We start from the raw sequence: 25423 nt of genomic DNA on the forward strand, positions 1-25423 counted from the left end.
AGGGATTGGTGAGCGAAGTGACGGAAACCGTGGCTGAACCGACGGAGGTCCTGGACGACCGCGTGGTCGCGGGCATCTGCGCCGCGCTGGAGTCCGTGCTGGAGGCGGAGGTCACCGACCTCGGCCCGGAGACCCGGCTCGCCGACGCCGGTCTCGACTCCACCGGCGTGCTGGAACTGCTGATGCAGCTGGAAGAGGCGCTTGGCATCGAATTCGACGCCGAGAACCTGGAAATGAGCCACTTCGAGTCGGTCGGGTCGCTGGCCCGGTTCGTCTCGGCCGAAATGGCCGCCTGAGCGATGACCACGATCTCGCCGCCGATCACGGCGACCTGGCTGCGGTGCCACGACACCGCCCGTGCGGAAGGGATGGCCCCGGCGCTGGTGGCTTTGCACGCGGCGCTGCCGGCCGGGGCGCCGGTGTTCGGCGCCGGCGGTGCCGCGGTCCTGCCGGCCGGGCCGGTGGCCGGCGACGTGCTCGTGGTCCGGACGGCGGAGCTGCCGGGCGGCCCGGTCGTCCTCGTGCGGACGCACCGGCCCGCGGGCCGCCCCGACCCGATCCTGGCGACCGGGTCGGTGTGGCTGCGGCTGGGCCTGTCCGGCGCCCTGCTCGACTCTGGGCTCGCGTATCTGGGCGGGCGGCGCAGCGGCGACACCACCCTGCTGCGCCGCCAGATGGTCCAGGGCGCCGTTGCCGAGGCACTGACCGGGCAGCTCGAGGTGCGCGCGTTCCTGACCGCGCACGACGCGGTCCCGGCGCCGGACGCACTGGCCTACCTGCACCGGCGGCTCACCGACACCGACCGCGTGCTGCTGCGCCTGCTCGGCGCAGCGGGGTTCGTCCGCGGTGGTGCGGGCGAGGTCGCCGACGTCTCCGAGCTGCTCGCCGGGGCCTACACCCCGGAGGCGGTGGCGTGACCGCGACCGTGCTGGACGAACGGCTCGGGACGCTGCGGGACGCGGCCCGGGAGTGGGGCGCGGAGTTCCGCACCGCGGGCGCCGGCCTCGACACCGACCCCGACGGCGTCGGTGCGCACCTGGACCTGGCCGGCGTCCGCTGCCTCGCCACCATGCTCGTCCCCGCGGAGTTCGGGGGCGCGGGCCTGGCACTGGGCGCGCACCGCTTCCACGGCATGACGGCGATCGAGCGGACCGTGGTGCTCGAAGAACTCGCCCGCGGCGACGCCGGCCTGATGCTCGCCAGCCCGGGCGCGTCGATGTCCGGCGTGCTCGTCGACGTGCTGGCCGACCGGGAGCAGAAGGAGTGGTTCTACGGCCGGCTCCTCGAACGTCCGACGTGGACGTTCTTCGCGCTCACCGAGCCGGATCGCGGATCCGACGCCACCGCGCTGGAGACGGCGCTGAAGACTTCGCCGGACGGCGGCGGCCCGCACCGGCTCGACGGCCGCAAGAAGTACGTCGGCAACGCCGCCCGGGCCGCGCTGGGGGTCGTGTTCGCCCGCACCGGGCCCGGCCCGCTGGGCGTCACCGCGGTCCTGGTGGACACGGCGGACCCGGGGTTCCGCGCCGAGCCGATCGAGTCGCTGGGGCTGCGTGCCGCGCGGATCTGCGAGCTGACGCTGGACGGCGTCGCCGTGCCCGCCGAGCGCGTGCTCGGCCGGGACCGCTCGCCCGCCCGGCGGGGCATGTGGGCGTGCGTGCAGACCTTCAACCGGCTGCGGCCGGGCGTCGCCGCGATCGCGGTCGGCATCGCCGCGGCCGCCCACGACTACGTGCGGGCCGAACGCGGCCCGCTCGGCCGCGGCGAGGCCGACCGGCTCGACCGGCTGGGCCGCCGCATCGAGGGCGTGCGCCACCTCGTGCAGCTGTCCGCGATCGAGGTCGACGCCGACGGTTCCCGCGGCCACCTGGCTTCGGCGGCCAAGGCCGAAGCGTGCCGGCTGGCCGAGGAGGCCACGCTCGAAGCGTGCGGCTTCTTCGGGCCGCGGGCCCGCTGGGAGCACCCGGCGCTGGACAAGCTGGTCCGGGACGCGCGCGGCGTCGAGTTCATGGAGGGCGCCGGAAACATCCAGAAGCTCACCGTCTTCCAGGGCCTGGTCGCCGGCAAGGTCGGCCGGGGCGACCCCTTTCCCGCGCACGCCGGGAACTCGTCGACCGGAGGTTCGTCGTGCAGGTGATCACGAGGCCGGAGGAGTTCGACGTCACCGACCTGTACGTCGACCTCCGCCACATCGTGGACCGGCGGGTCCTGATGAAGTGCGAGGGCTTCAACTTCGCGCGCTCGAGCAAGCTCAAGCCCGCCCTCGAAATGGTGGCGCTGGCCGAGCGCGCGGGCGTGCTGCGCCCCGGCTCGACCATCGTCGAAACGTCGTCGGGCAACCTCGGCGTGGCGCTGAGCCTGGTCGCGGCCAGCCGCGGGTACCGGTTCGTCTGCGTGACCGACCCGCGCAGCACGCTGCTCACCCGGCAGCTGATGCAGAACCTCGGCACCGAGGTGCTGGTCGCCCCGGACCCGGCCGCGGGCCTGCGGCTCGTCCGACGGCTGTGCGCGGAGAACGACGGCTACACCTGGCTGGACCAGTACGTCAACGCGGGCAACTGGATGGCCCACTTCCGCTCGACCGGCCCGGACATCCTGCGCACGGTGCCGGATCTGGACGTGCTCTTCGTCGGGGTCGGCTCGGCCGGGACCCTCACCGGGTGCGCCCGCTACCTGCGCCAGGTCCGGCCGCAGGTGCGGATCGTCGCCGTCGAGTGCGTCGGCCCCGGGCCGCGGGCCGCCCGGCGCAGCACAGCCCTGCGCACGAGCGTGCGGTTCCCGGTCATCGACATGTCCCTTGTGGACGATCTGGTGCGGGTCGACGAAGCGGCCGCGATCCGCGAGTGCCGCCGGCTCGCGCTGCGCGGCTTCCTGCTCGGCGGCGGCTCCGGCATGGTGCTCGCGGGTGCGCTCGGCTGGCTGGAGGAGAACGACGCGGGCGGCGCCGAGCCCACGGCGGTGGTGATCTCGCCCGACCTCGGTGACCGCTACCTGGACACGATCTACCAGGACCAGTGGGTCAAGGACAACTACGGCCCCGAAGCGCTGCTCGACGGTGCCGAACCCGATTCCCGTTACGCCAAAACACTCTTCGAGGTGCCCTGATGACCGCGGTCGACGCATTCCTGCCCCTGTCCACCGCACAGACCGACGTCTGGTACGACGAACAGCTCTCCGGTGGCGGCCTCGCCTACGCGATGGCGGACTACCTGGACATCACCGGCCCGCTGGACGTCGAGGTGTTCCAGTCGGCCCTGCGCGCGCTGGCCGACGAAGCCGAGTGCTTCCGGGCCCGGTTCGTCGAGGTCGAGGGCGAACCGCGGCAGCTCATCGAGCCGCTGACCGAGCTGCCGATCCGGTACCCGGACGTGACCGGGGAAGCCGACCCGGAGAGCGCCGCGCTCGACTGGATGCAGGAAGACCTGCGGCACCCCTTCTCGCTCGAGGACTTCCCGCTCTTCCGCGGCGCCCTGATCAAGCTCGGCGCACAGCGGCACTTCTGGTACCTCACCACCCACCACCTCATCGGCGACGGCTTCAGCGCGGCGATCTGCCACCGCCGGCTGGGCGAGCTCTACAACGCGCTGCTGGCCGGGGAGGACCCCGGGCCCACCGCGCTGCCGCCGTTCCGGCTGCTGCTCGACGCCGACCTCGCCTACCAGGACTCCCCGCACCGGTTGCGGGACAAGGCGTTCTGGGGGCGGCACTTCGACACCACGCCCGACCTGGTCAGCCTGTCCGGCAAGGAGCCGGCGCCGGCGCGCGGCTTCCTGCGGCGCACCATGGTGCTGCCCCCGGAGACGGCGAAGGCCGTGCGCGAGGCGGCCGCGGGCGCGAAGGTGACGCTGCCGACGTTCTTCATCGCCGCGATGGCGGCCTACACGCAACGGCTTTCGGGCATCAAGGACCTGCTGCTGACCGTCCCGGTCGCGGCGCGTGCGGGCGTGCGCTCGCGGGCGACCCCGGGCATGGTCGCGAACTACCTGCCGCTGCGGATGGTCGTCGAGCCGCAGATGACGATCGCCGCCCTGCTGGGGCAGGCCTCGAGCGAGCTCGCCGCGACCCTCAAGCACCAGCGCTACCACGTCAACCAGATCCGCCGGGACATCGGCGTGCGCAGCGACGAGCGCCGCCCGTTCGGCGGCCCGTTCGTCAACGTGCTCCCGCCCGAGCCGGGCCTGCTCCTCGGCGACTGCCACACGCGTGTGATGAACCTGTCGACCGGGATCACCAACGACCTCTCGCTGACCGTGCTCGACGTCACCGAAGACATCATCGAAATCCACCTGAACGGCAACCCCGACCTCTACGACGCAGAGGGCGTCGCCGCGCACCTGGAGCGGCTGGCCGGGTTCGTCGGCCGCCTCGCCGAGGCCGGCCCGTCGGCGGTGCTGGGCGGAGTCGACGTCGTGTCGGCGGACGAGCTCGGCGAGCTGCTGGCCTCCTGCGTCGGTGCCGCCGGGCCGGTGGGGGCCGACCTGGTGTCGCGCGTCTGCGCCATCGCACAAGCGTCGCCGGGAGCGGCCGCGGTGGCCGACGGCGGCGACTGGGTCTCGTACGGGTCCCTGACCGGCCGGGCGAGTGCGCTGTCCCGCCGGCTTCCGGCCCGTGGGGTGGTGGGCGTGCTGGCCGACCCCGGTGTCGGGTTCGTCTCGGCCGTGCTGGGGGTGCTGTGGTCGGGGTCGGCGTTCGTGCCGCTGGATGCGGGGATGCCGGTGGCCCGGCTGGCCGGGCTGCTGGTCGACTCGGGTGCCTCATGCGTGGTCGTGGGCCCCGGGCACGAGGAGCGGGCGGCGGAGGTGGTGGCCGCGGCCGGCGGTGGGGCCGGGATCGTGGCCCTGGACGCCGCCGAAGACGGCCCGGGTGCCCTGGCCCCGGTGTTCGGCGCGGGTGAGGACGCCGGTGCGGAGCTGGCCTACGTGATCTTCACGTCCGGTTCGACGGGCCGTCCCAAGGGGGCGATGGTGCACCGCCGCGGGATGGTCAACCACCTGCTGGCGAAGGTGGAAGACCTCGACCTGGAGCCCGCGGACGTGGTGGTGCAGAACGCTCCCGTGACGTTCGACGTTTCGGTGTGGCAGATGCTGGCGCCGCTGCTGGTCGGTGGCCGGGTCCGGGTGGTGTCGCGGGCGATCGCGGCGGACCCGGACGCGTTGTTCGGGTTGATCCGGGACGAGGGCGTTTCGGTGCTGGAGGTCGTGCCGTCGCTGCTGCGGGCGGCGCTCGACTCCTGGGACCTGGCCGGGCGGTCCGCCGATGTTTCCGGGCTGCGCTGGCTCGTGGTGACGGGGGAGGCGCTGCCGCCGGACCTGTGCGTGCGGTGGTTCGAGCGGTTCCCGGACGTGCCATTGGTCAACGCGTACGGTCCGACGGAGTGTTCGGACGACGTGACGCACGCGGTGATCCGGTCCGGCGTCGAGGTGGTGCCGATCGGCCACGCGGTGCGGAATTCCCGGCTGTACGTGCTGGGTGACGAGCTGCGCCCGGTGCCGGCGGGTGCGGTGGGCGAGCTGTTCGTCGGCGGCCTGGTCGTGGGCCGCGGTTACGTGGGTGACCCGGCGCGGACGGCGGCGGTGTTCGTCGCGGATCCGTTCAGTGGTCCCGGCGCGCGGATGTACCGCACCGGCGACCGCGTCCGGATGCGCCCGGACGGTCAGCTGGAGTTCGTGGAGCGCCGGGACTTCCAGGTGAAGATCCGCGGGCACCGCATCGAACTCGGCGAGATCGAAAGCGTCCTGCGGGCCGTGCCCGGTGTCCTGGACGCCGTCGTGCGCGTGCTCACCGACGCCGATGGCGGCAAGCGCCTCGCCGGCTACCTCATCGGTGTCGACGGCGAAGGCCCGATCGACGCCGGTGCCGTGCGCAGCACCGCCCAGCAGCTGCTCCCGGACTACATGGTGCCCTCGGCGCTGGTGGTGCTCGACGAGCTGCCGCTCACCGAGCACGGCAAGGTCGACCGCGAAGCGCTGCCCGCCCCGGACTTCCGGGCCGAGGTCGTCGGGCGCCGCCCCCGCAACACGGTCGAGACCGTCGTCTGCGACATCCTCGCCGAAGTGCTGTCCGTGCCGCGCGTGTACATCGACGACAACTTCTTCGCCCTCGGCGGCGACAGCATCAGCGCGATCCAGGTGGCCGGCCGGGCCCGCACGGCGGGCATCGAGCTCACCCCGCGCGACATCCTCGAACGCCGGACGCCGGCCGCCATCGCCGAGCAGGTCGGCCTCCGCGAGCCGGGCGCCGACGCCGAGGCGATCGCGGTGACCGACGGGCCGCTGGTCGAGCTGACCGACGACGAACTGCGGGAGCTGGCGCCGGAAGGCGGCCGCATCGAGGATGTCCTACCGCTGTCGGCGTTGCAGCAGGGCCTGCTGTTCCACTCGGAGTTCGACCCCGACGGCGTCGACGTCTACACCGTCCAGGCCACCGCGGACCTCGCCGGCCCGCTCGACGTCGAGGCGCTGCGCGACGCGTGTGCCGCGCTGCTGCGCCGGTACGCCACCCTGCGCGCGTACTTCCGGCACCGCCGCGGCGGCGACGCCGTGCAGCTGATCGCCGCCGAGGTCGGCCTGCCCTGGACCGAAATCGATCTCTCCACGCTGCCCGAAGTCGAGCGCGAGGAGCGGCTGGGCCGGCTGGCGGCCGAGGACCGGGAGCGCCGGTTCGACCTCGCGCACCCGCCGCTGGTCCGGTTCACCCTGATCAAGGCCGCGGCCGGCCGCTACCGGTTCCTCTGGACCGCCCACCACATCGCCACCGACGGCTGGTCGGTGCCGATCCTCATCCGCGAGCTGGCCACGCTGTACACGCACGGCCCCGCGGCCGCGCTGCCGGAAGTGACCCCGTTCCGGAACTACCTCGCCTGGCTCGGCCGCCAGGACGAGCGGGAAGCCCGGCAGGCGTGGCGCGAGGTCCTGGACGGCCTCACCGAGCCGACGAAGGTGGCGCCGGAGCTCGACGGCCACCTGAAGGCGGTGCCGGAGTCGGCCGAAGTGGTGCTGTCCCGGGACGAGACCGCCGAGCTGGTGGCGTGGGCCCGGCGGCACGAGCTCACCCTGAACACCGTCGTGCAGGCCTGCTGGGCGATCCTGGTCGGCCGGCTCACCGGACGGCGGGACGTCGTGTTCGGGTCGGTCACCTCCGGGCGCCCGGCGGAGCTGCCGGGCGTGGAGACCATGGTCGGCATGTTCATCAACACGGTGCCGGTCCGCGCCGACCTCGACCCGGCGGGCACGCTGGACGAGCTCCTGGTCTTCCTGCGCGACCAGCAGGCCCGGATGTCGGCCTACCAGCACGTCGGGCTGGCCGAGGTGCAGAACGACGTGCCCGGCCTGGCCGGCACCGGCGAGCTGTTCGACACCGCCATCGTCTTCGAGAACGTGCCCGCCGACGGTGCACAGACCGACGTGGTCCTGGGCGACGACGTGCGCGTGCTCGACGCCGTCACCGAGGACTCCCGCCACTACCCGCTGAGCCTGGTCGTGAACCCGGGCGGCGAACTGGCCTTCCGCTTCGACTACGCGCCCGAGGCGTTCGACGCCGAGCGCGTCGGCCGGATCACCGGCATGTTCCGGCACCTGCTCGACACCGCCATCGCCGATCCTTCGGTGGCGCTCGGGGCGATCGACGTGGTGCCGGCGGAGGAACTGCAGCGGGGCGCCGGCGCGACCGGACCCGTGGGTGCCGATGTCGTGTCGCGCGTGCGCGATTTCGCACTGGCGACGCCGGAAGCCCCCGCGGTGGCCGACGGTGGCGCCTGGGTTTCCTACGGGTCGCTGGCCGGCCGCGCGAGCGCGTTGTCGCGCCGGCTTCCGTCCCGTGGGGTGGTCGGCGTCCTGGCCGACCCGGGGGTCGGGTTCGTGACGACCGTGCTGGGCGTGTTGTGGTCCGGGGCGGCCTACCTGCCCCTGGACCCGACGTTGCCGGTGGCCCGGCTGGCCGGGCTGCTGGTGGATTCCGGCGCCACCGCCGTCGTGGTCGGTGCGGGCTTCGAGGACCTGGCGGCCGAGATCGCCGGCGGTGACACCGGGATCGTGGTCCTGGACGAGGCTGAAGACGAGGAGTGGGCGCCGGTTTCCCGTGACGACGCCGGTCTGGACCTGGCGTACGTGATCTTCACGTCCGGTTCGACGGGCCGCCCCAAGGGCGCGATGGTGCACCGCCGCGGGATGGTCAACCACCTGCTGGCCAAGGTCGAGGACCTCGGCCTGGAGCCGTCGGACGTGGTCGTGCAGAACGCTCCGGTGACGTTCGACGTTTCGGTGTGGCAGATGCTGGCGCCGCTGCTGGTCGGTGGCCGGGTACGCGTGGTGTCGCGGGCGATCGCGGCGGACCCGGACGCGTTGTTCGGGTTGATCCGGGCCGAGGGCGTCTCGGTGCTCGAGGTCGTGCCGTCGCTGCTGCGGGCGGCCCTGGACTCCTGGGACCTGGCCGGGCAACCGGATGTCTCCGGGCTGCGCTGGCTCGTGGTGACGGGGGAGGCGCTGCCGCCGGACCTGTGCGCGCGGTGGTTCGCCCGGTTCCCGGACGTGCCGCTGGTCAACGCGTACGGCCCGACGGAGTGTTCGGACGACGTGACGCACGCGGTGATCCGGTCCGGCGTCGAGGTGGTGCCGATCGGCCACGCGGTGCGGAATTCCCGGCTGTATGTGCTGGGTGACGAGCTGCGCCCGGCGCCCGAGGGTGCGGTGGGCGAGCTGTTCGTCGGCGGCCTGGTCGTGGGCCGCGGTTACGTGGGCGACCCGGTCCGGACGGCGGCGGTGTTCGTCGCGGACCCCTTCGGCGAGCCGGGCACCCGGATGTACCGCACCGGCGACCGCGTCCGGCTGCGGGAAGACGGCCAGCTGGAGTTCGTGGAGCGCCGCGACTTCCAGGTCAAGATCCGCGGGCACCGCATCGAGCTCGGCGAGATCGAAGCCTGCCTCGCCGCGCACGCGGGCGTCGGCGAAGCGGTGGTCACGGTGCACGGCACGGGCAACGACCGGCGGCTCGTCGCGTACGTCTCCGGTGCCGTCACCGCCGGGGAACTGCGCGAGCACGTGACCGCGCAGCTGCCGGCGTACATGGTCCCGGGCGCGTACGTCGTCCTCGACCGCTTCCCGCTGACGGCGCACGGCAAGATCGACCGCAAGGCGCTGCCCGCGCCGGAACAGCACACCGGCGCAGGCGTCAGCCATCCGCGCACCCCGGTCGAGGCCACGCTGTGCGAGATCTGGGCCGACGTGCTCGGCGTCGCCGACGTCGGGATCGACGACGACTTCTTCGCCATCGGCGGGCATTCCCTGCTGGCCAACTCGGTGGTCAGCAGGGTCCGGTCCGCGCTGGCCGCGGAACTGTCCATCCGGGACCTGTTCGAGGCGCGGACCGTGAGCCGGCTCGCCGGTCGGCTCGTCGCCGCGGGCCAGGCCGGCGCCGGGTTCCGGAAGCTCGCGCGGCCGGAGAAGGTCCCGCTGTCCCACGCGCAGACGCGGATGTGGTTCCTCAACCGGCTCGAAAGCGCCGGGTACAACATCCCGCTGGCCGTCCGGCTCGGCGGCGACCTCGACCCGGCGGCCCTGGCGGCCGCGCTCGGCGACGTCGTCGAGCGGCACGAGGTCCTGCGCACGGTCTTCCCCGACGTCGACGGCGTCCCGTACCAGCGGATTCTGCCGCCCGCCCCGGACTCGCCGCTCGCCACGGCGACGGTCGCCGAGGACGAGCTCACCGCGACGCTTTCGGCGGCCGCGAGCCGCGCGTTCGACCTCGCCACCGACCGCCCGCTGCGCGCCGCCCTGTACCGCGTGGCGGACACCGATGAGCACGTCCTGCTGCTCGTCCTGCACCACATCGCCGGTGACGGCTGGTCGGTCGACGTCCTGGCGCGCGACCTGGCGACCGCGTACGACGCTCGAGTGCGCGGGACCGAGCCGGGCTGGGCGGACCTGCCCGCGCAGTACGCCGATTACGCGGTCTGGCAGCGCGAGCTGCTCGACGACCGGCAGGCGGCCGACCGGCAGTGGGAGTATTGGCGCACCGCGCTCGACGGCCTGCCCGACGAGCTGCGGCTGCCCGCGGACCTCCCGCGCCGGGCGGCCACCGCCTTCCGCGGTGGCTCGGTCGGCTTCGAAGTGCCGCCGACCGTCCACAAGGCACTGATCGCGGTGGCCCGCCGGTCCGGCGCCAGCGTCTTCATGGTGGTTCAGGCGGCGGTGGCCGCGCTGCTCACCAAGCACGGCGCGGGCACGGACATCCCGCTGGGCAGCCTCGTCGCGGGGCGCTCGGACGAGGTGACGAACGACCTGGTCGGGTTCTTCGTGAACACCCTGGTCCTGCGCACCGACACCGGCCGCAACCCGACGTTCGCCGAGCTGGTCGCCCGGGTGCGGGACACCGACCTCGAGGCGTACGCGCACCAGGACCTGCCGTTCGAGCTCCTGCTCGAGATGGCCCGGCCCGCGCGGTCGCTGTCGCGCCAGCCGTTGTTCCAGGTGATGCTGTCGTACTACGAGGTCCCGGACCCGCGGTTCACGATCGGCGGGCTTGCGGTGCGGCCGGAGATCCTCCCGGCGACGGGGGCCAAGTTCAAGTTCGACCTGACGTTCCAGCTCGGCGAGCGCCCGGGCGAGGCGGGCATGGAAGGCAGCATCGAGTACTGCGCGGACTTGTTCACCCCGGAGACGGCGGCCTTGCTCGCCACCCGCTTGAACCGGCTGCTGTCGGCGGTGGCGGAGGATCCGGAGCTGCCGTTGAGCCGGATCGAGCTGGTGACGCCGGCCGAGCCGGACGTGCTTTCCGTGGCCGGGTCCGGGGAACCGGCGGAGCTGCCGGTGCTGCGCAACAGCCGAGGCCCGGCACTGATCTGGGACGGCGGCCGGCTCAGCCACGCCCAGCTGCGCCGCCGCGTGACGGCGGAGGCCCGAAAGCTGAAGGCCCGCGGGGCGGGTCCGGAGTGGACAGTGACGATCGCCGCGGACTCGGCGGCGGAGCGCGTGGTCCAGGTGCTGGCCGCGCTCGAAGCAGGGGCGGCCTACCGGCTGGCCGAGCCGGGCGACGCGCTCGGCACGGTGATCGAGGTCGGCCGCCCGGGTGGCGGCCCGGCGGCACCGGCCGAGGTCAGTCGCTCCCAGGGCGGCCCGGCGGCTTCCGGCGAGGCTGCTTCTCCCACGCACAGCGCCGCCCTCTTGCCGGACGGCACCATCCTGTCCCGCCGCGCGCTGGCGGAGTCCATCGCCGCCCTGCAGGAGTCCATCCCGGCCCACAGCCGGGTGATCGTCCCCGAGCTCCCCGATGCCATCCCCGCCACGCTGGCCGCGCTGGCGGCCGGCGGCTCCGTCCACCTCGCCGAGGCCGAAACCGCCGACGCCACCGCACTCGCACGGCTCCTCGAAGGCGAATTGCCGGCGGTCTTGTTCGCCACTCCCCACCAGGTCCGGGCGCTGGCGGCCCACCACGAACCGGCCCTCGCCGGCGTCCGGCTGATCGTCGCCGGCGAACCCCTGGCCGCGCCGCTCATCGACCGGCTCGACCGTGCCGGTGCCGAGGTGCACACGCACTACCGCACCTTCACCGGCCAAGCCGAACCCGGCACCTTGCCCCACCCGGCCCGCGCCTACGTCCTGGACGAAACGCTCCAACCTGTCCCGCCGGGCGCACACGGCGAACTCTGGCTCGCCGGCCCGGCCCTCGCCCGCGGCTACGCGGGAGAACCCGGCCGCACCGCCACGCGGTTCGTCGCCGACCCCTTCGAAACCGGGGAACGGATGTACCGCACCGGCGACCTGGTCCGCCGCCGGCTCGACGGCACCCTGGAACTGGTGGCCGAGCCGATCCGGGCGCGCGGGTTCGCCATCCGGCCGGTCGAGGTCGAGGCCGGGCTGCTGCGCCACCCCGGCGTCGCGGGCGCCGAAGTCGTGGTCCGCGGCGACCAGCTCGTCGCCTACGTCATCGGCGGCGGAGACGGCCTGCGCGAGCACCTGGCGCGGGAACTGCCGGACTTCGCGGTCCCGTCGGCGATCATCGAGCTCGCCGCCCTCCCGCTCACCGCGGCCGGCGAACTCGACCACACGCGGCTGCCCGCACCGGAGACGACCGCCCGCGTGGCAGGGAGCACCCCGGCCGAAGAGGTCCTGCGGCTCGCCTTCGCCGAGACGCTCGGCCTGCCCGAGGTCGACGCCGACGCGGACTTCTTCGCACTGGGCGGCAACAGCCTGCTCTCGGTGCGGCTGGTCGCGCTGGCCCGCAACGCCGGGGTGCGGTTCACCGTGGCGGACGTCCTGACGCACGGGACCGTCGAGCGCCTGGCCGCGCTGGCCGGCACCGGCGGTGACGGCGGCGGGGACGTGCTCGACCCGTTCGCGCCGGTGCTGCCGATCCGGCCGGACGGCGACCGCGCACCGCTGTTCTGCGTGCACGCCGGCCTCGGGCTGAGCCTGCCCTACCTCGGGCTCGTCCAGCACCTCGACCCCGGCCGCCCGATGTACGGGCTGCAGTCGCCGAACATCGGCGGGGACGGCGAGCTGCCGGTCAGCGTCGAGGACGTCGCCGAGGAGTACGCCGCCCGGATCCGCGCGATCCAGCCGGCCGGCCCGTACCACCTGCTCGGCTGGTCGTTCGGCGGGCTGCTGGCGCACGAAATCGCCGTGCAGCTGCAGGAGGCCGGCGAGCGCGTCGAGACCCTGTGCGTGCTGGACAGCTTCCCGGTCGAGGCGGCGGGCCAGACCCCGCCGACCCGCCACGAGCTGCTCGCCAGCTTCCTGGAGCACCTTGGTCACGACGCGGACGAGGGCGCCGAGCTGTCCCCGGCGGCCGTCATCGACGTTCTGCGGCGCGGCGGGTCGCGGCTGGCCGGGATCGGCGAAGACCGGATGACCCGGGTGCTCGACGTGATGAGCAACAACGGCGAACTCGCGCTCCGGTACGAACCCGCCCGCTTCTCCGGCCGCCTGCTGCTGTTCCTGGCGGCCGAGGGCCTCACCGAGGACGACCTCGCCGAGCGGCCGGGCCGCTGGGCGCCGTTCGTCGACGGGGCGATCGAACCGCACCGCATCGACTGCGGGCACGAATTCATGATGCACCCGCAAGCCCAGGCCGCCATCGGCCGGATCGTCGCCGCCGCACTGGACGGCTCTTCCGAGGAGGACGAATGACTGTGATTGCCCCGGCGCCGGCGCGGCGGTTTTCCGACGCCGTGGTGGAGGTGCTGGCACTCGCCGGGCGCCGCCTCACCCACCTGCGCAACGTTCCGGGCCGCCTGCTGGCGGTCACCCTGAACCCGCTGATCACCATGCTGGCGATCGGGTACGTGTTCAAGGACGCGGTGATCGTGCCGGGCAGCGGCAGCTACCCGGAGTTCTTGTTCCCGGCCGCGCTGATGCAGGTCGGCCTGGCCGGCATCGCGCCCACCGCCATCGCCGTCGCCACCGACCTCAACGGCGGCCTGACCGACCGGTTCCGCTCGCTGCCGATCGTCCGGCCCGCCGTGCTGATCGGGCACTCGCTCGGCGATTTCCTGGTGGGCCTGATCGCGCTGGGGATCACCGTGGCGTCCGGCCTGCTCGTCGGCGGCCGGGTGCACACCGGCGTGCTGCCGCTGCTCGGCGGCCTCGCCCTGCTCGTCGTGTTCCTCTACGCGATGATCTGGGTCGGCATCCTGCTCGGCCTGTCGCTGCGCAACCCCGAGGCGATCGACGGCATCGGCGCGGTGGCCACGCTCGGCCTTTCCTTCCTCTCCAACGCTTTCATGTCGACCGACCGCCTGCCGTCGTGGCTGCGGCCGGTCGCGGAGTGGAACCCGGTCAGCTCGGTGACCACCGCGGTCCGCCGCCTGTGGGGCACGCCCGTCGACGAGACCGGGTTCCCCGCCCAGCACCCGGGCGTGGTCGTGGCGATCACCCTCGTCGTCACCCTGGTACTGGCCGGGGGACTGAGCTTCCGCAAGTACCGCACGATCGCCTAGCGTCGCGCGTCCGAGGTTCGTTGACAGTCTCCTGGCAGCGGCTGGTCCGATGCAGTGAATGACTCATTCCTGGCGTCCGACGACATGAATGAGTCATTCACTGCATCGCCGCGGCCAGCGGGTCAGGTGGCGGTCAGCGCGCCGTCAGCCGGTCCGAACACCATGACAGCAAGCCACCAGGCCCGACACAGACGGAGATGTGAAGTGACGAGTCCTTTCGACGACGAGAACGGCCGGTTCCTCGTCCTGGTCAACGCCGAGGAAGAGCGCAGCATCTGGCCGGTGTTCGCCGCGGTGCCGCCGGGGTGGGAGGTCTCGCTGGGGGAGAGTTCCCGTGCGGACGCGGTCGCCCACGTCGAGGCCACCTGGACGGACCTGCGCCCGAAGAGCCTGCGGGACGCCGGCTGATGGCGAGCGATGCGCTCGACCGCGAAGCGGCCATCGAAGTCACCGGGCTGCGCAAGGGATTCGGGGACCACCAGGCACTGGCCGGCATCGACCTGCGGGTGTCCGCGGGCTCGGTGCTGGGCCTGCTCGGCCCCAACGGCGCCGGGAAGACCACGACCGTCCGGGTGCTCGCGACCCTGCTGCGCCCGGACGGCGGCGCCGTCCGGGTGGCCGGCTTCGACGTGGCCACGCAGGCGAAGGAGGTGCAGCGCCGGATCGGCCTCGTCGGCCAGTACGCCGCGGTCGACGAGCTGCTCACCGGGCGGCAGAACCTCCAGCTGCTCGGCACGCTGCTGCACCTCGGCCGCTGCGGCGCCCGGGACCGGGCCACCGAGCTGCTCGAGCGCTTCGACCTGACCGCCGCCGCCGACCGCGCGGTCGGCACGTACTCCGGTGGCATGCGGCGGCGGCTCGACCTGGCGACCTGCCTCATCGGCCGCCCGTCGGTGCTGTTCCTCGACGAGCCGACCACCGGCCTCGACCCGGCGAGCCGCAGCACGCTGTGGGGCATCGTGCGGGGCCTGGTCGACGAGGGCGTCACGGTCCTGCTCACCACGCAGTACCTCGAAGAGGCGGACTACCTCGCCGACCACATCGTCGTGATCGACCACGGCCGCGTGATCGCCGAGGGCACCGCCGACGAGCTGAAGCGCAAGATCGGCGCGGAGCGGCTCGAGGTCGCCGTCGCCGACGCGAAGTGGCTCCAGCCCGCGGTTTCGGCGCTGTCCGCCGTTTCGGCCTCGGCGGTGACCGTCGACGAACGCAAGCGGAGCATCGCGGTGGAACTGCCCGACACCCCCGGGGGCATCGCGGCCGCCGCGGCCGCCCTGCGCGACGCCGGCGTCGAGTACACCGACTTCGCCCTGCGCCGCCCGACGCTCGACGAGGTGTTCCTCGACCTCACGGGACGTCCTTCGGTCACCTGACCGGCCGCCACCAGCTCGTCCGTCCACCCAGGACGGCGAGCCGGGGCAGCAGCAGGAGCCGGACGATCGTCGTGTCGACGACGAGGACCAGCGTGGTGGCCAGGGCGAACTCCCGGACGTCCCCACGCTCGGTCAGTCCCCAGACCAGCCACATCACCACCGTCACCAGCAGCGCGCCGCCGGATGCCGACCAGGCCCGGCGGCACGTGTGCGCCACGGTGTTGCGCCGGGACATCCCGGCCAGGGTTTCGCTCCGCAGCCGGTGCAGCAAGTGGATCTGCAGGTGGTTCGCCGGCACGAGCAGCGCGACCACCAGCACCATGGGCGCCCAGCCGGGCAGCGGATCGACGAGCAGGGCCAGCATCCCCAGCCCGGCGAGCACGGCGACGCCGTTCAGCAGGAACGTCGCCACGGCCACCACCGGACGCCGGTAGGCGGCGAGCGTGGCCAGGCCGAGCACCACCAGCAGCGTCGTCACCCCGCAGACGTCCAGGTCGGTGGCCAGCGGCCGGCAGCCCGCGCAGGCGGGGGCGAACACCCGCACCGACCCGTAGACCGCGGCGGTGCCCAGGGTCAGCACGCCGGCCGCGATGGCCGTCGGCCGCACGAACCGGGGCAGGTGACCGACCTTCAGGGCCGAGGGCAGCGGAGGCAACGGCTTCGCCGAAGCGAGTACCCGGTCGTTCAGGGCCGGCAGCAGGCTGAGCGAGGCCACGGTCGCGACCAGCACCACCACGAGCAACGCCGTGGCCAGCGGCGCCAGCGCCGGGGCGGCGACGAGGGCCACCGCGGTCAGCGAAACGGCGAGGGTGCCGCCCGAGACGAGGGCGGCGTTGCCGGCCGTGCTGGCGACGATCCGGGCGGCCCGCGACGCGTCGTTCCCGCTCGCCACCGCTTCCCGGCTCCGGCAGAGGGCGAACAGCATGTGCTGGACCGCCACCGTGATGACGACGAGCAGGGCCGCATTGCCGGCGAGCGGGGACATCGCGGCGGACTCGGACACCGCGTCCAGCATGGCCGCCGAGGTGGCCGTGACGATGCTGATGAACAACGCGGACACGAGCAGCAGCAGCCGGGAGAAGGGGGCGCTCACGACGACCGCGATCGGCGCGGCGACCACCGGCCACCAGTTCGCTGCCACGTCCGGGTCGGACAGGGAGCCGTCACCCAGCCGGGTCCCGCCGGCGAAGCCCGGCAGCTCGGCCGCGGCGACGAAGACCAGCCACAGCGCGATCACCGCACTGGGGTGCTCGGCACACCAGCAGGAGGTGCGGACGGCGAGCGAAGCCTTCACGATCGTCCCCGTTCGACCCGATGGGCAAGGCGGCGTTCGCGGTGCGATCCGGCGTCCGCGCGTGTGTTCGAGTCTAGGGGATCGTGATCGGTCGTTCACGGGGTGTGAGACCCGGATTCGCGGTGGTGCTAGGCCGTGTGTGGTGGATCACAGTTCCCGGTCACCGGGTGAGCCCGGCGGCCCGGCTCGCCGGGTCGCCCTCGAGCAGGTCCTCGCCGTAGAGGTCCGCCACCCACTGGTCGTGGTAGACGGTGTCGAGGTAGCGGCCGCCGAGATCGGGCGCGATCGCGACCGCCGTGCCGATCTCTTCGTGCGCGTGCCCAGCCAGCCAGCTCAGGGCGCCGCTCACGACGGTCCCGGTGGAACCGCCGAAGCAGAACCCTTCCCGGGTGAGCGCCCGGCAGGTGCGCACGGTGTCCGCTTCGGCCACGTGCACGACGTCGTCCACGTAGCTCGTGTCGAGCATCGGCGGCCGGATCCCGGTGCCCAGCCCGGGAATCATCCGGCGGGCCGGCGGGGTGCCGAAGGTGACCGAGCCGACCGTGTCGATGGCGACCACCCGGGTGCCGGGCCGGTGCTCGCGCAGGTACCGCGCGCACCCCATGAGCGTCCCGGTGGTGCCCGCCCCGATGAAGACGACCTCGGCGTCGGGGAAGGCCTCGGCGATCCGCGGCCCGGTCGTTTCGTAGTGGGCGCGCCAGTTCCCGGCGTTTTCGTACTGGTTGAGCCAGACGAATCCGCGTTCGGCGCACAGCCGCCTCACCAGCTCGATGCGCGCGCCCAGCAGGCCGTGCTCCGGGTGCGGCTCGGTGACGATGCGGACCTCCGCCCCCAGCGTCTCCATCAGCTGCCGGGCCCCGAGCGTGCACCGCGAGTCGGTGACGCAGACGAACCGGTAGCCGGAGCTGGCCGCGACGAGGCTCAGCGCCACGCCGAGGTTGCCGGACGAGCTCTCCACGAGCGTGGAACCGGGCCGCAGGTCGCCGCGGCGCTCGGCCGCGGCGACCATCGACCGGGCGGCCTTGATCTTGATCGACCCGGCGAAGTTGAAGCCTTCGCACTTGAGGTAGAGCGGGTGGCCGGCGAACCGGCGGAGGTCGACGAACAGGTCGTCGGTGTTGAAGTCCTGCGGGGCGCTGATGATCGGCACGCGAAGCTCCCGCTCACCGCTTGCCGTAGCGGTCGAGTTCGAAGAAGAACTCGGGCACGGTCCGCAGGTCGCCGGAAACGCGCAGCTGGTCGTAGACGTGCTTGCCGACCGCGAGGTCCAAGACCCCGAGCCCGAACGGCGAGAAGACCAGCGGCCGGTCCTTCGGCAGGGACGCCTTTCCGGTCATCACGTCGTGCAGCGTCCCGGACAGGAAGTCCCGGTCCCCGGTCCGCTGCTCGGCCAGGTGCACCGACGTGTTCGCCTTGAGGCAGTGCTCGACGTCGTCGACGACGTTGGTCGAGGCCAGGATCACCTCTGGCGAAAGGTCGCGCAGCGAGACGTGCAGGACCAGCGGGTTGTGCCCGAACCACGCCGGGTCGTGGACGTGCGGCTCGCCGGCGACCGTCGCGAACACGACCAGGTCGCTCCCGCGGATCAGGTCTTCGGCGCTCTCGTGCACGGTGACCGACGGCTGCCCCGCCGCGCGCAGGTAGCCGCTGAACCCGTCGGCGTGCGCCGGGTTCAGGTCGAACACGCCGACGTCGTCGAAGCTCCAGCCGGCGGCGGCCAGGTACGCGTGGACGTACCGCGCGATCAGGCCGGTGCCGACGATGCCGAGGCGGGCCGGCCGGGCCCGGTCGCGGGTCAGCCAGTCGGCGGCGAGCGCGGCCGAGGCGGCGGTGCGGGTGGCGCTGATGATGGAGCTTTCCAGGCAGGCCAGCGGGTAGCCGGTCTGCCGGTCGTTGAGGACGAGGATCGCCGACGCTCGCGGCAGCCCGCTCGCGACGTTCTCCGGGAAGCTCGAGATCCACTTCAGCCCGTCGACCGCGATGTCCCCGCCGACCGACGCCGGCAGGGCGATGATCCGCGAGGACGGCCGGTCGGGGAAGCGCAGGAAGTAGGACGGCGGGTTGACCGTGTCGCCGTCGCCGTGCAGGCGGTAGGCCGACTCGATCAGGTCGATGACGAGTTTCTCCTGGCCGTGCAGGACTTCGTGGACCTGCGCCCCGGAGATCACGGCGAACTCCGGGACGGACGTGCTGGTGCTCATGCTGGCAGTCTCCTGAGGCGGTCGGTGCGCGGTCATGCCGCGGCGAGGGTGGCAAGGCGCTCGGTGATCCGGCGGTCCAGCTCGTCGAGCGTCTCGGCCGAGGGCCCGATGAGCACGCCGTACAGGCGGCCGGCGAACGCTTCGCCCGCGGCGGCGAGGCCGGCCCCGGCGTTGACCGTGGCGAAGTTGTTGACGAGCAGCCCGCTCCCGGACCCGGCGAACAGCAGCTCGCCGAGTGTCTCGCGCAGCCGGGCGAAGGACAGGGGAGCGGCGAGCCGCACCGGGTAGTGCCGGGCCATCGCGACGGCGCCGGCGGGCACGAACCGCTCCTGCAGCGGCACCTGGTAGGTCGACATGTTGTTGCGGGCGTTGATCTCCAGCACCGGGAAGATCCCGCCGTCCGGCTCGACCAGCGCGTCGACGCCGACGACGCCGTAGTAACCGTCCTCGGCCAAGCGAGCCCCGAGGACGTCCGCCGCGTGCCGGATCACCGCGTGCTGGGCGTCGTCGAGGCGCGGCGGCATCCGGTGTCCCTTGTGGACGCCGTTTTCGGTGATCGCCTCCTTGACGAAGTCGAACCGCACCGAACCGTCCCGGCCCACCGTGAACTGGTAGTTCAGGTCGGCGAGCTTGTCGACCCAGGTCTCGGTGACCAGCGCGATCCGATCGCGGCCGGCCTTCTGCGCGGTGCGTTCGATCATCCGCTGCAGGCGCAGCAGCCGCTGCTCGCTCGTGACGACGGCGATGCCCTTCCCCGACACGCCGTACGCCTCCTTCACCACTACCGTGCCGCCCTCGGCGAGCACCTTGGCTGCCTCCGGGACGGCGTCGGCCAGCTGGGCGGGCGTGTCGCAGACCCAGCCGGTCGGCTGCCGCAGCCCGAGCTCGTCGGCCAGCTGCCTGCTGTAGACCTTGCTGTTGACGGATTTGCAGAGCGCGGCGGGCGGGGTGGCCAGCGGCACGCCCGTGCGGGCCGAGAGCTCCTCCTCGACGGCCGAGGCGCCGTGGGGGAGCAGGTGCGCGCCGTCGGTCGCCAGTTCGGCGAGCGTGGCGACGAGCGCGGGGTCGGCGAGCGCGTCCTGGCTGACGTTGCGGGCCGGGTCCGGCGCCGCCACGACGTGGACCTCCGGCAGCTCGAAGCCGAGGTCGAGCAGGTAGCGGTGGTAGTCGGGATCGGGCGCGTGCTTCAGCACGACGTGGTCGCCCTTGCCGCCCAGCAGCAGCGCGAACTCGTCCATGCTGTTGACCACCGCCGTGCTGCCCGCGGCGGACACCCGCGGCAGGCCGAGCTCGTCGGCGGCCCACAGTTCCTCGACCTCGAAGTTGCCGAGGAAGACGAACGGGTGCTCGGCCGAGCCGAGCGCGGCCGTCTTCAGCCGCGCGATGAAGTTCGGGCTCGTGGAATCGGTGTCCATGGCGGACCTCCCCCTCAGACGACCAGGCCGCCGTCGATCTCGAATACGCTTCCGGTGATGTAGGCGGCGCGGTCGGACACCAGGTAGGCCACCAGGTCGGCGACCTCCTCGGCAGTGCCGAACCGGCCCAGCGGGATGGCCGCGCGCAGCTTTTCGCGAGCCTTGCCGGTCATCTGGGCGGTCATGTCGGTCTCGATCAGGCCCGGCGCAACCGCGTTGACCCGGATGCCGAACCGGCCGACCTCCTTGGCGAGCGCCTTGGCGAAGCCGATGACCCCGCTCTTGGACGCCGAGTAGTTGACCTGGGTCGGGTTGCCGTGCACCCCGGACACCGAGGACAGCGTGACGACGCTGCCCCGGCGTTGCTTCAGCATCAGGAACACGGCCGGCTGGCAGACGTTGTAGACGCCGTCGAGGTTGGTCCGCAGCACGTCGGTCCAGCGGTCTTCGGTCATCGTCACGAACGCACCGTCGCGGGTGATGCCCGCCGAGGTCACCACGGCGTCCGGGACGCCGAGGTCGGCGGCCGTCTTCGCCACCCAGTCACCGGCCGCTTCCCGGTCGGTGACGTCGACCTTCGTCGCGACCGCCCGCCGACCGAGGTCGTGCACCTCCTTGGTGAGCACCTCGGCGGACTGTTCGTCCGAGCGGTAGCAGAACGCGATGTCGTGGCCGCTTTGGGCGAGGCTCGCCACCACCGCGCGGCCGATGCCGCGCGAACCGCCACTGACCAGCGCGACCTTCGGCGCACTCATGCGCCGACCTCGCTGACGCTCAGTGCGGCCTGAGCGGCGAGCGCTGTGTTGAATGATTCGTTCGCAAGCTCACTCATGCGGCGGGCTCCCCGAGCCGCAGCAGCGTGCACGCCACCGAACCGTCGTCGTCGCAGGTGGTGACGACCGTGTGGTCGGCGCCGGCCCGCTCGGCGGATTCGGCGACGCTGAGGACGGCGGCGAGCTGGAACATCGCGCTCGCCGAAGCCGTGTCGCCGAGGAGGTCCGCGGACGGCACCCGGTCGACGGGTGCGTCCCCGAACAGCTTCCGCAGCGCCACCGTCTCGACCGGTTCGCCGCGTGAGTCGGTGAAGCCGCTGCCGGTGGCGGCCCACACCTGCTCGGGAGCGACCCCGGCGGAGGTGAGCAGCACCCGCACCGCGACGGCCACCGTCCCGGCGAGATCGCCGTCGAGGCAGACCCGGGATTCGAACCCCTCCAGGGTGCCCAGCACCCGGCGGCCGGGCGGCCGCAGGTCCGCGGGCTCGAGCAGGAACATGGCGCAGCCCTCGCCGATGACCACCGGGTCGGGGCCGCCGCGGCGGTGGTGCTCGACCCAGGCGCGGGCGGGCGAGTACTCCTCGGCGGCGCCGCAGAGCACCCGGGTCGCCCGGCCGGTCCGCAGCAGCCGCCGCGCGTAGTTCAGCGCGTGCGGGCCCGTGGTCCGGCCCGCGGCGATCGTCGCGTTCGGGCCCTTGAGCCCGTGCCAGATCGCCGCCTGGCCGGCGGCGCAGTTCATCACGCAGCCGGGCACCGCGGCCGGTTCGACGTGGTCGGGCTTGTCGCCGGTGAGCGAGGCGCGGGTCAGGTCCATCATGCTCTGCACGCTGCCGGTCGTGGTGCCCAGCACGAACCCGATGTCGTCGCGCTCGTCGCCCGGCTCGACGCCGATGTCGGCGAGCAGGTGCTTCGCCGCGGCGACGGCGAGCCCGCTGACCCGGTTCATCGCCCGGGTGCCCTTCGTGCCGAGGAACTCCCGCGGCTCGAAGCCCGGGACGGTGGCCGCTGTCTCGGCGGGTCCCCGTGCCCAGCGTTGCGTGTCTATTGTGGACACCGGTGAGGTCCGGGTGCGGACGCCGTCGGCGAAGGAGGCGCGGTCGTGGCCGAACGGCGAGATCGCCGTCCAGGCCGAGATGACCGGGGCGGTCGGGGTTCCGGTACTCATGCCACCACCTCGCGCGGACCGTCGTAGCGGCCGATCAGCACGACCGAGTTGTTGCCGCCGAAGGCCCAGCCGTTGTTCTGCACGATCCGCAGGTCCGCCTCGACCGCCACGTTGGGCACGCAGTCGACGGCGCACTCGGGATCGGTCTCGACGTGGTTGATCGTCGGGGGGATGAACCCCTCGGTGATGGCGACCGAGCAGCCGATCGCGGCCAGCGCGCTCGCCGCGCCCATCGAATGGCCGAGCATCGACTTCATCGACACCACGCGGGGCGTGTCCTCGCCGAACAGCTCGCGGATCGCCGCGGCTTCGGTCTTGTCGTTGGCGTGGGTCCCGGTGCCGTGCGCGGAGATCAGGTCGACCTCGGCGGGCTTGACGCCGGCGTTCGCCAGCGCCAGTTCCATGCAGCGGGCGATGCCGCCCTGGTGCGGGGCCACCGGGTGGTGGGCGTCGCAGGACAGGCCGTAGCCGAGCACTTCGCCGTAGATCCGGGCACCGCGGGCGGTCGCCGATTCCAGGCTCTCCAGCATCAGGATGCCGGCGCCCTCGCCGGTCAGGATGCCCAGCCGGTTCTTGTCGAACGGGCGGCAGAAGTCCGGCGCGATGCTGCGCAGCCGGTAGAAGGAGGTGAACGTCTTGCGGCAGACGGCGTCCGCGCCGCCGCACAACGCGAAGTCGGCTTCCCCGAGCCGGATCGCGTCGAACGAGTGGCCGATCGCGTAGTTGCCCGCCGAGCAGGCCGTCGCGATGCTGCCGACCTCCACATTGGACAGCCTCAGTTCGTGGGCGATCGAGGTGGCGAGCCGGCCGGCCGACGTGCGCCGGGCCAGCCGCGGGCTCATCGCCTCCGGTCCACCCGCGATCTCCAGCGACACCATGCTGTCGAGCTCGTGCGACTCGCCGTCGGTCGTGCCGACCGACAGCAGGCAGCGCGCCTCGCGGAGCACGTCGAGGTCGATGCCGGAGTCCGCCACGGCCAGCCGGGCGGCGGCGGTGGAGAACCGGCTGGCGCGGCCGAGCGAGTCGACGTCGACGTTGTGGATCCAGCGTTCCGGCTCGAAGCCGATCACCTCGCAGCCGTTGTTGTGCTCGAAGCCGGTCGTGTCGAAGACGGTGATCGGCCGGACGTTGCTGCGCCCGGCGCGGAGCGCGGCTGTGAACTCCTCGATGCCCGTGCCGAGGCTGGAAACCACCCCGCATCCGGTGATCACCACCCGTCTGCCGGGTGTGGTGGACTGCGTTGACACCGGGGCTCCGCCCCGGGCCGGGGGCTTCGCCACCCGGAACCCCCGAAACTGGTCGCTCATCGGATTTCCCTTACCAGCCGGCGGATTCCGCGACGACCTCGTAGGCGCTGTCGAGATCGACCATCCGCCGGAACTGCGCCTGGTCGATCGTGACGCCGAACTCCTTCTCCAGCGCCGCGAGGACGTCCATCAGCGTGAGCGAGTCGGCTTCGTGGTCCTCGATGAAGTTGCTCGTCGGGGAGAGCTCGCTGTCCTCGAGTTCGAGGTGCTCGCGGACGATCGCGCGGATCTGTTCCCTGCGCTCGGACACTGCCGCTGTCATGACGACTCCTGTACCGGTTTCGGACGAACTTCGGCCTCGCCGGAAACTAGCCAGCGCAGATGACCGCCCTCTGACCGAATGCTGACGAAGGTGGCCGTCGGCAAGCCGTCAGCCGTCGGTCATCCGGGTACGCCACGATCTGCGTCCGTGATCACGGAAGGAGAGTGAATGAGTCCGGACGGTATTCGTGAAAGTCCTTCGGAAACGGCAGCAGGGACGGCCGTCGATCGCGCCGTCCCTGCTGCCGGTGGTGCCGTGGTGTTCAGTCGAGCATGCAGTCCTGCACCAGGATCGCCTGGTACAGCTGCCGCAGTGCCCGGCCGGGTGAGAGACCGAGTTCACTGCCGAGCCACTTGCTGGTGTGGTGGAACACCGACAGCGCCTCGCTTTGCTGGCCGGTGCGGTAGAGGGCGAGCATCAGCAGTTCGCTGAGCCGTTCCCGGCCCGGGTTCTCGGTGGCCAGCTGCCGCAGTTCGTGCACGGTGTCGTGGTGTTGTCCCACCGCGAGCCGGGCGGCGATCAGGTCCTCCTGCACGGCCAGCCGCCGCTCGTTCAGGTGCGTGGCCGCCGCCCGGCAGCGCACGCCCTCCTGCACGTCCATCAGTGCCGGCCCCCGCCACTGCACCAGGGCTTCCCGCAGGATCCCGGTGGCCTCCTGCGGCGCGGAGGCGACCAGGGATGTGCCGCGCCGCGCGAGTTCGAGGAACCGGTGCGAGTCGATCGATTCGGGGGAAACCTCCAGCTGGTAGCCGCTGTAGGTGGTCCGGACGATCTCCTCCCCGCTCGCGTCGGTGATCGGCTTGAAAAGCCGTCGCAGTCGTGCGATATTTGCTTGCAGTGCGTTGCGGGAGTTGGCGAGTGACCGCGGGCCCCAGAGCTCGTCGGCCAGCTGCTCGTAGGACACCGGCCGGCCCGGCGACAGAGCCATCATGGCCAGCAAGGTCCGCACTTTCTTCGCGCGTATCGAGTAAATTCTCCCATTCGATCTTATTTCCATGGCGCCTAGTAGTTCGATTTCCACTTCGCTGACCCCCAGATTCGGGCAGTCCGATACTCATCGGCCGGACCATCCGAAGATGTATTTTGCGCAAGATAGTGGCAGAGGGCTGATGGCTTAGGTACCTCCGTTCGGACGAGTGAAACGCCCAACTCGTCAGTAGTATCACCTGGTGGACAGTTTGGCTCGGGATGTATTCGGACACGCCACGGGATGGTGGTGTTAGCACCACCAATAATGGTGGTGGCAGCACTCCGGACGCCGCTGCTGATCTTCGCTGGTAGGGTCCTCTCGGGCGGTGCTGGCCACCCGCCTCCTTGCACGAAGGGCAAGGGGGTCATTACACCGCGAAACCCGCGTTGACCGTGCGGTCGTCGCCCGGATCGCCGGTCGCCCGGGACCGCCGGGGCGCCGGCCGCGGGGGTGTGGCGGGGCCGCCTGGCAGGCGGGTGGCGGGGGCGGCCGCAATGGGAGCGCAAACACCATTCGGGGCTCGCCCGGCTAATAAAATTTGGCGCCGGTTCGTGGTATCTGGCTTTGTCCGGCGGCTTTTGCGGCGCAAGTTAACGGTGTACACCGAGTTTTGGAACAAAGCCCGGTCCGGAAGTGCCGCGCGGGCTGCCTCGGCAACGGCCGTGGCATCGGCTTCGCTAACTGCGTGGGAGGGTGGCCGACGGCCTCGTCGATCGGCCGACGGGATTCGAAC

Annotated in this window: 17 protein-coding genes; 8 read left to right on the plus strand and 9 right to left on the minus strand. The window is 72.4% G+C overall.

Translation table 11 applies throughout. The features are described 5' to 3' along the window. Positions 1 to 29 precede the first annotated feature (29 nt). From ISP_RS21650 to ISP_RS21685, 8 genes are all read left to right on the plus strand, one after another. A complete protein-coding gene (locus ISP_RS21650; RefSeq protein WP_034285364.1) occupies positions 30 to 296 on the plus strand; it encodes an acyl carrier protein in 267 nt (88 codons plus the stop codon). Positions 297 to 299: 3 nt separating this feature from the next. After that, entirely contained in the window at positions 300 to 917 is a 618-nt protein-coding gene (locus ISP_RS21655; RefSeq protein ID WP_013225880.1) for a hypothetical protein, read from the plus strand. Then, on the plus strand, positions 914 to 2137 hold the full coding sequence (locus tag ISP_RS21660; protein WP_013225881.1) for an acyl-CoA dehydrogenase family protein: 1224 nt from the start codon (positions 914 to 916) through the stop codon (positions 2135 to 2137). Before ISP_RS21655 ends, ISP_RS21660 begins: the two co-directional genes overlap by 4 nt. Continuing rightward, positions 2128 to 3105, plus strand: coding sequence for a pyridoxal-phosphate dependent enzyme (locus ISP_RS21665; RefSeq protein WP_013225882.1), 978 nt, complete (start codon positions 2128 to 2130; stop codon positions 3103 to 3105). Before ISP_RS21660 ends, ISP_RS21665 begins: the two co-directional genes overlap by 10 nt. Next, positions 3105 to 13121: a non-ribosomal peptide synthetase gene (locus tag ISP_RS21670; protein ID WP_014467050.1), complete on the plus strand. Its 10017-nt coding sequence runs from the start codon at positions 3105 to 3107 to the stop codon at positions 13119 to 13121. Before ISP_RS21665 ends, ISP_RS21670 begins: the two co-directional genes overlap by 1 nt. After that, positions 13118 to 13930, plus strand: coding sequence for an ABC transporter permease (locus ISP_RS21675; RefSeq protein WP_230468881.1), 813 nt, complete (start codon positions 13118 to 13120; stop codon positions 13928 to 13930). The genes ISP_RS21670 and ISP_RS21675 overlap by 4 nt, the downstream gene beginning before the upstream one ends. Before the next feature lie 204 nt (positions 13931 to 14134). Continuing rightward, positions 14135 to 14338 (plus strand): MbtH family protein, encoded by a 204-nt coding sequence (locus ISP_RS21680; protein ID WP_013225885.1) that lies wholly within the window; start codon positions 14135 to 14137, stop codon positions 14336 to 14338. Further along, complete coding sequence (locus tag ISP_RS21685) at positions 14338 to 15303, plus strand: daunorubicin resistance protein DrrA family ABC transporter ATP-binding protein (protein WP_013225886.1); 966 nt, start codon at positions 14338 to 14340, stop codon at positions 15301 to 15303. The genes ISP_RS21680 and ISP_RS21685 overlap by 1 nt, the downstream gene beginning before the upstream one ends. On the opposite strand, the gene ISP_RS21690 is transcribed toward ISP_RS21685, so the two are convergent. The 9 genes from ISP_RS21690 to ISP_RS21730 form a co-directional block, all read right to left on the minus strand. Further along, on the minus strand, positions 15296 to 16597 hold the full coding sequence (locus tag ISP_RS21690; RefSeq protein WP_013225887.1) for an MMPL family transporter: 1302 nt from the start codon (positions 16595 to 16597) through the stop codon (positions 15296 to 15298). The two genes, ISP_RS21685 and ISP_RS21690, sit on opposite strands and share 8 nt — an antisense overlap. Positions 16598 to 16757: 160 nt before the next feature. After that, positions 16758 to 17747: a 2,3-diaminopropionate biosynthesis protein SbnA gene (gene sbnA, locus ISP_RS21695; RefSeq protein ID WP_013225888.1), complete on the minus strand. Its 990-nt coding sequence runs from the start codon at positions 17745 to 17747 to the stop codon at positions 16758 to 16760. Positions 17748 to 17760: 13 nt separating this feature from the next. Further along, positions 17761 to 18798: a 2,3-diaminopropionate biosynthesis protein SbnB gene (gene sbnB, locus ISP_RS21700; protein ID WP_013225889.1), complete on the minus strand. Its 1038-nt coding sequence runs from the start codon at positions 18796 to 18798 to the stop codon at positions 17761 to 17763. 32 nt (positions 18799 to 18830) lie between these two features. Continuing rightward, complete coding sequence (locus ISP_RS21705) at positions 18831 to 20213, minus strand: preATP grasp domain-containing protein (RefSeq protein ID WP_013225890.1); 1383 nt, start codon at positions 20211 to 20213, stop codon at positions 18831 to 18833. Between the two features lie 14 nt (positions 20214 to 20227). Next, complete coding sequence (gene fabG / locus ISP_RS21710) at positions 20228 to 20968, minus strand: 3-oxoacyl-[acyl-carrier-protein] reductase (RefSeq protein ID WP_037374532.1); 741 nt, start codon at positions 20966 to 20968, stop codon at positions 20228 to 20230. Between the two features lie 73 nt (positions 20969 to 21041). Beyond that, complete coding sequence (locus ISP_RS21715; RefSeq protein ID WP_013225892.1) at positions 21042 to 22151, minus strand: beta-ketoacyl synthase N-terminal-like domain-containing protein; 1110 nt, start codon at positions 22149 to 22151, stop codon at positions 21042 to 21044. Then, positions 22148 to 23362, minus strand: a complete 1215-nt coding sequence (locus tag ISP_RS21720; protein ID WP_013225893.1) for a beta-ketoacyl-[acyl-carrier-protein] synthase family protein — start codon at positions 23360 to 23362, stop codon at positions 22148 to 22150. Before ISP_RS21720 ends, ISP_RS21715 begins: the two co-directional genes overlap by 4 nt. Positions 23363 to 23468: 106 nt before the next feature. Continuing rightward, a complete protein-coding gene (locus ISP_RS21725) occupies positions 23469 to 23720 on the minus strand; it encodes an acyl carrier protein (RefSeq protein ID WP_034285335.1) in 252 nt (83 codons plus the stop codon). Between the two features lie 262 nt (positions 23721 to 23982). Beyond that, the gene (locus ISP_RS21730) at positions 23983 to 24717 is read right to left on the minus strand and encodes an AfsR/SARP family transcriptional regulator (protein ID WP_265049919.1); all 735 of its coding nucleotides are present in this window, start codon (positions 24715 to 24717) and stop codon (positions 23983 to 23985) included. Positions 24718 to 25423: the final 706 nt, after the last annotated feature.

This window comes from Amycolatopsis mediterranei (assembly GCF_026017845.1).
Lineage (GTDB): Bacteria > Actinomycetota > Actinomycetes > Mycobacteriales > Pseudonocardiaceae > Amycolatopsis > Amycolatopsis mediterranei.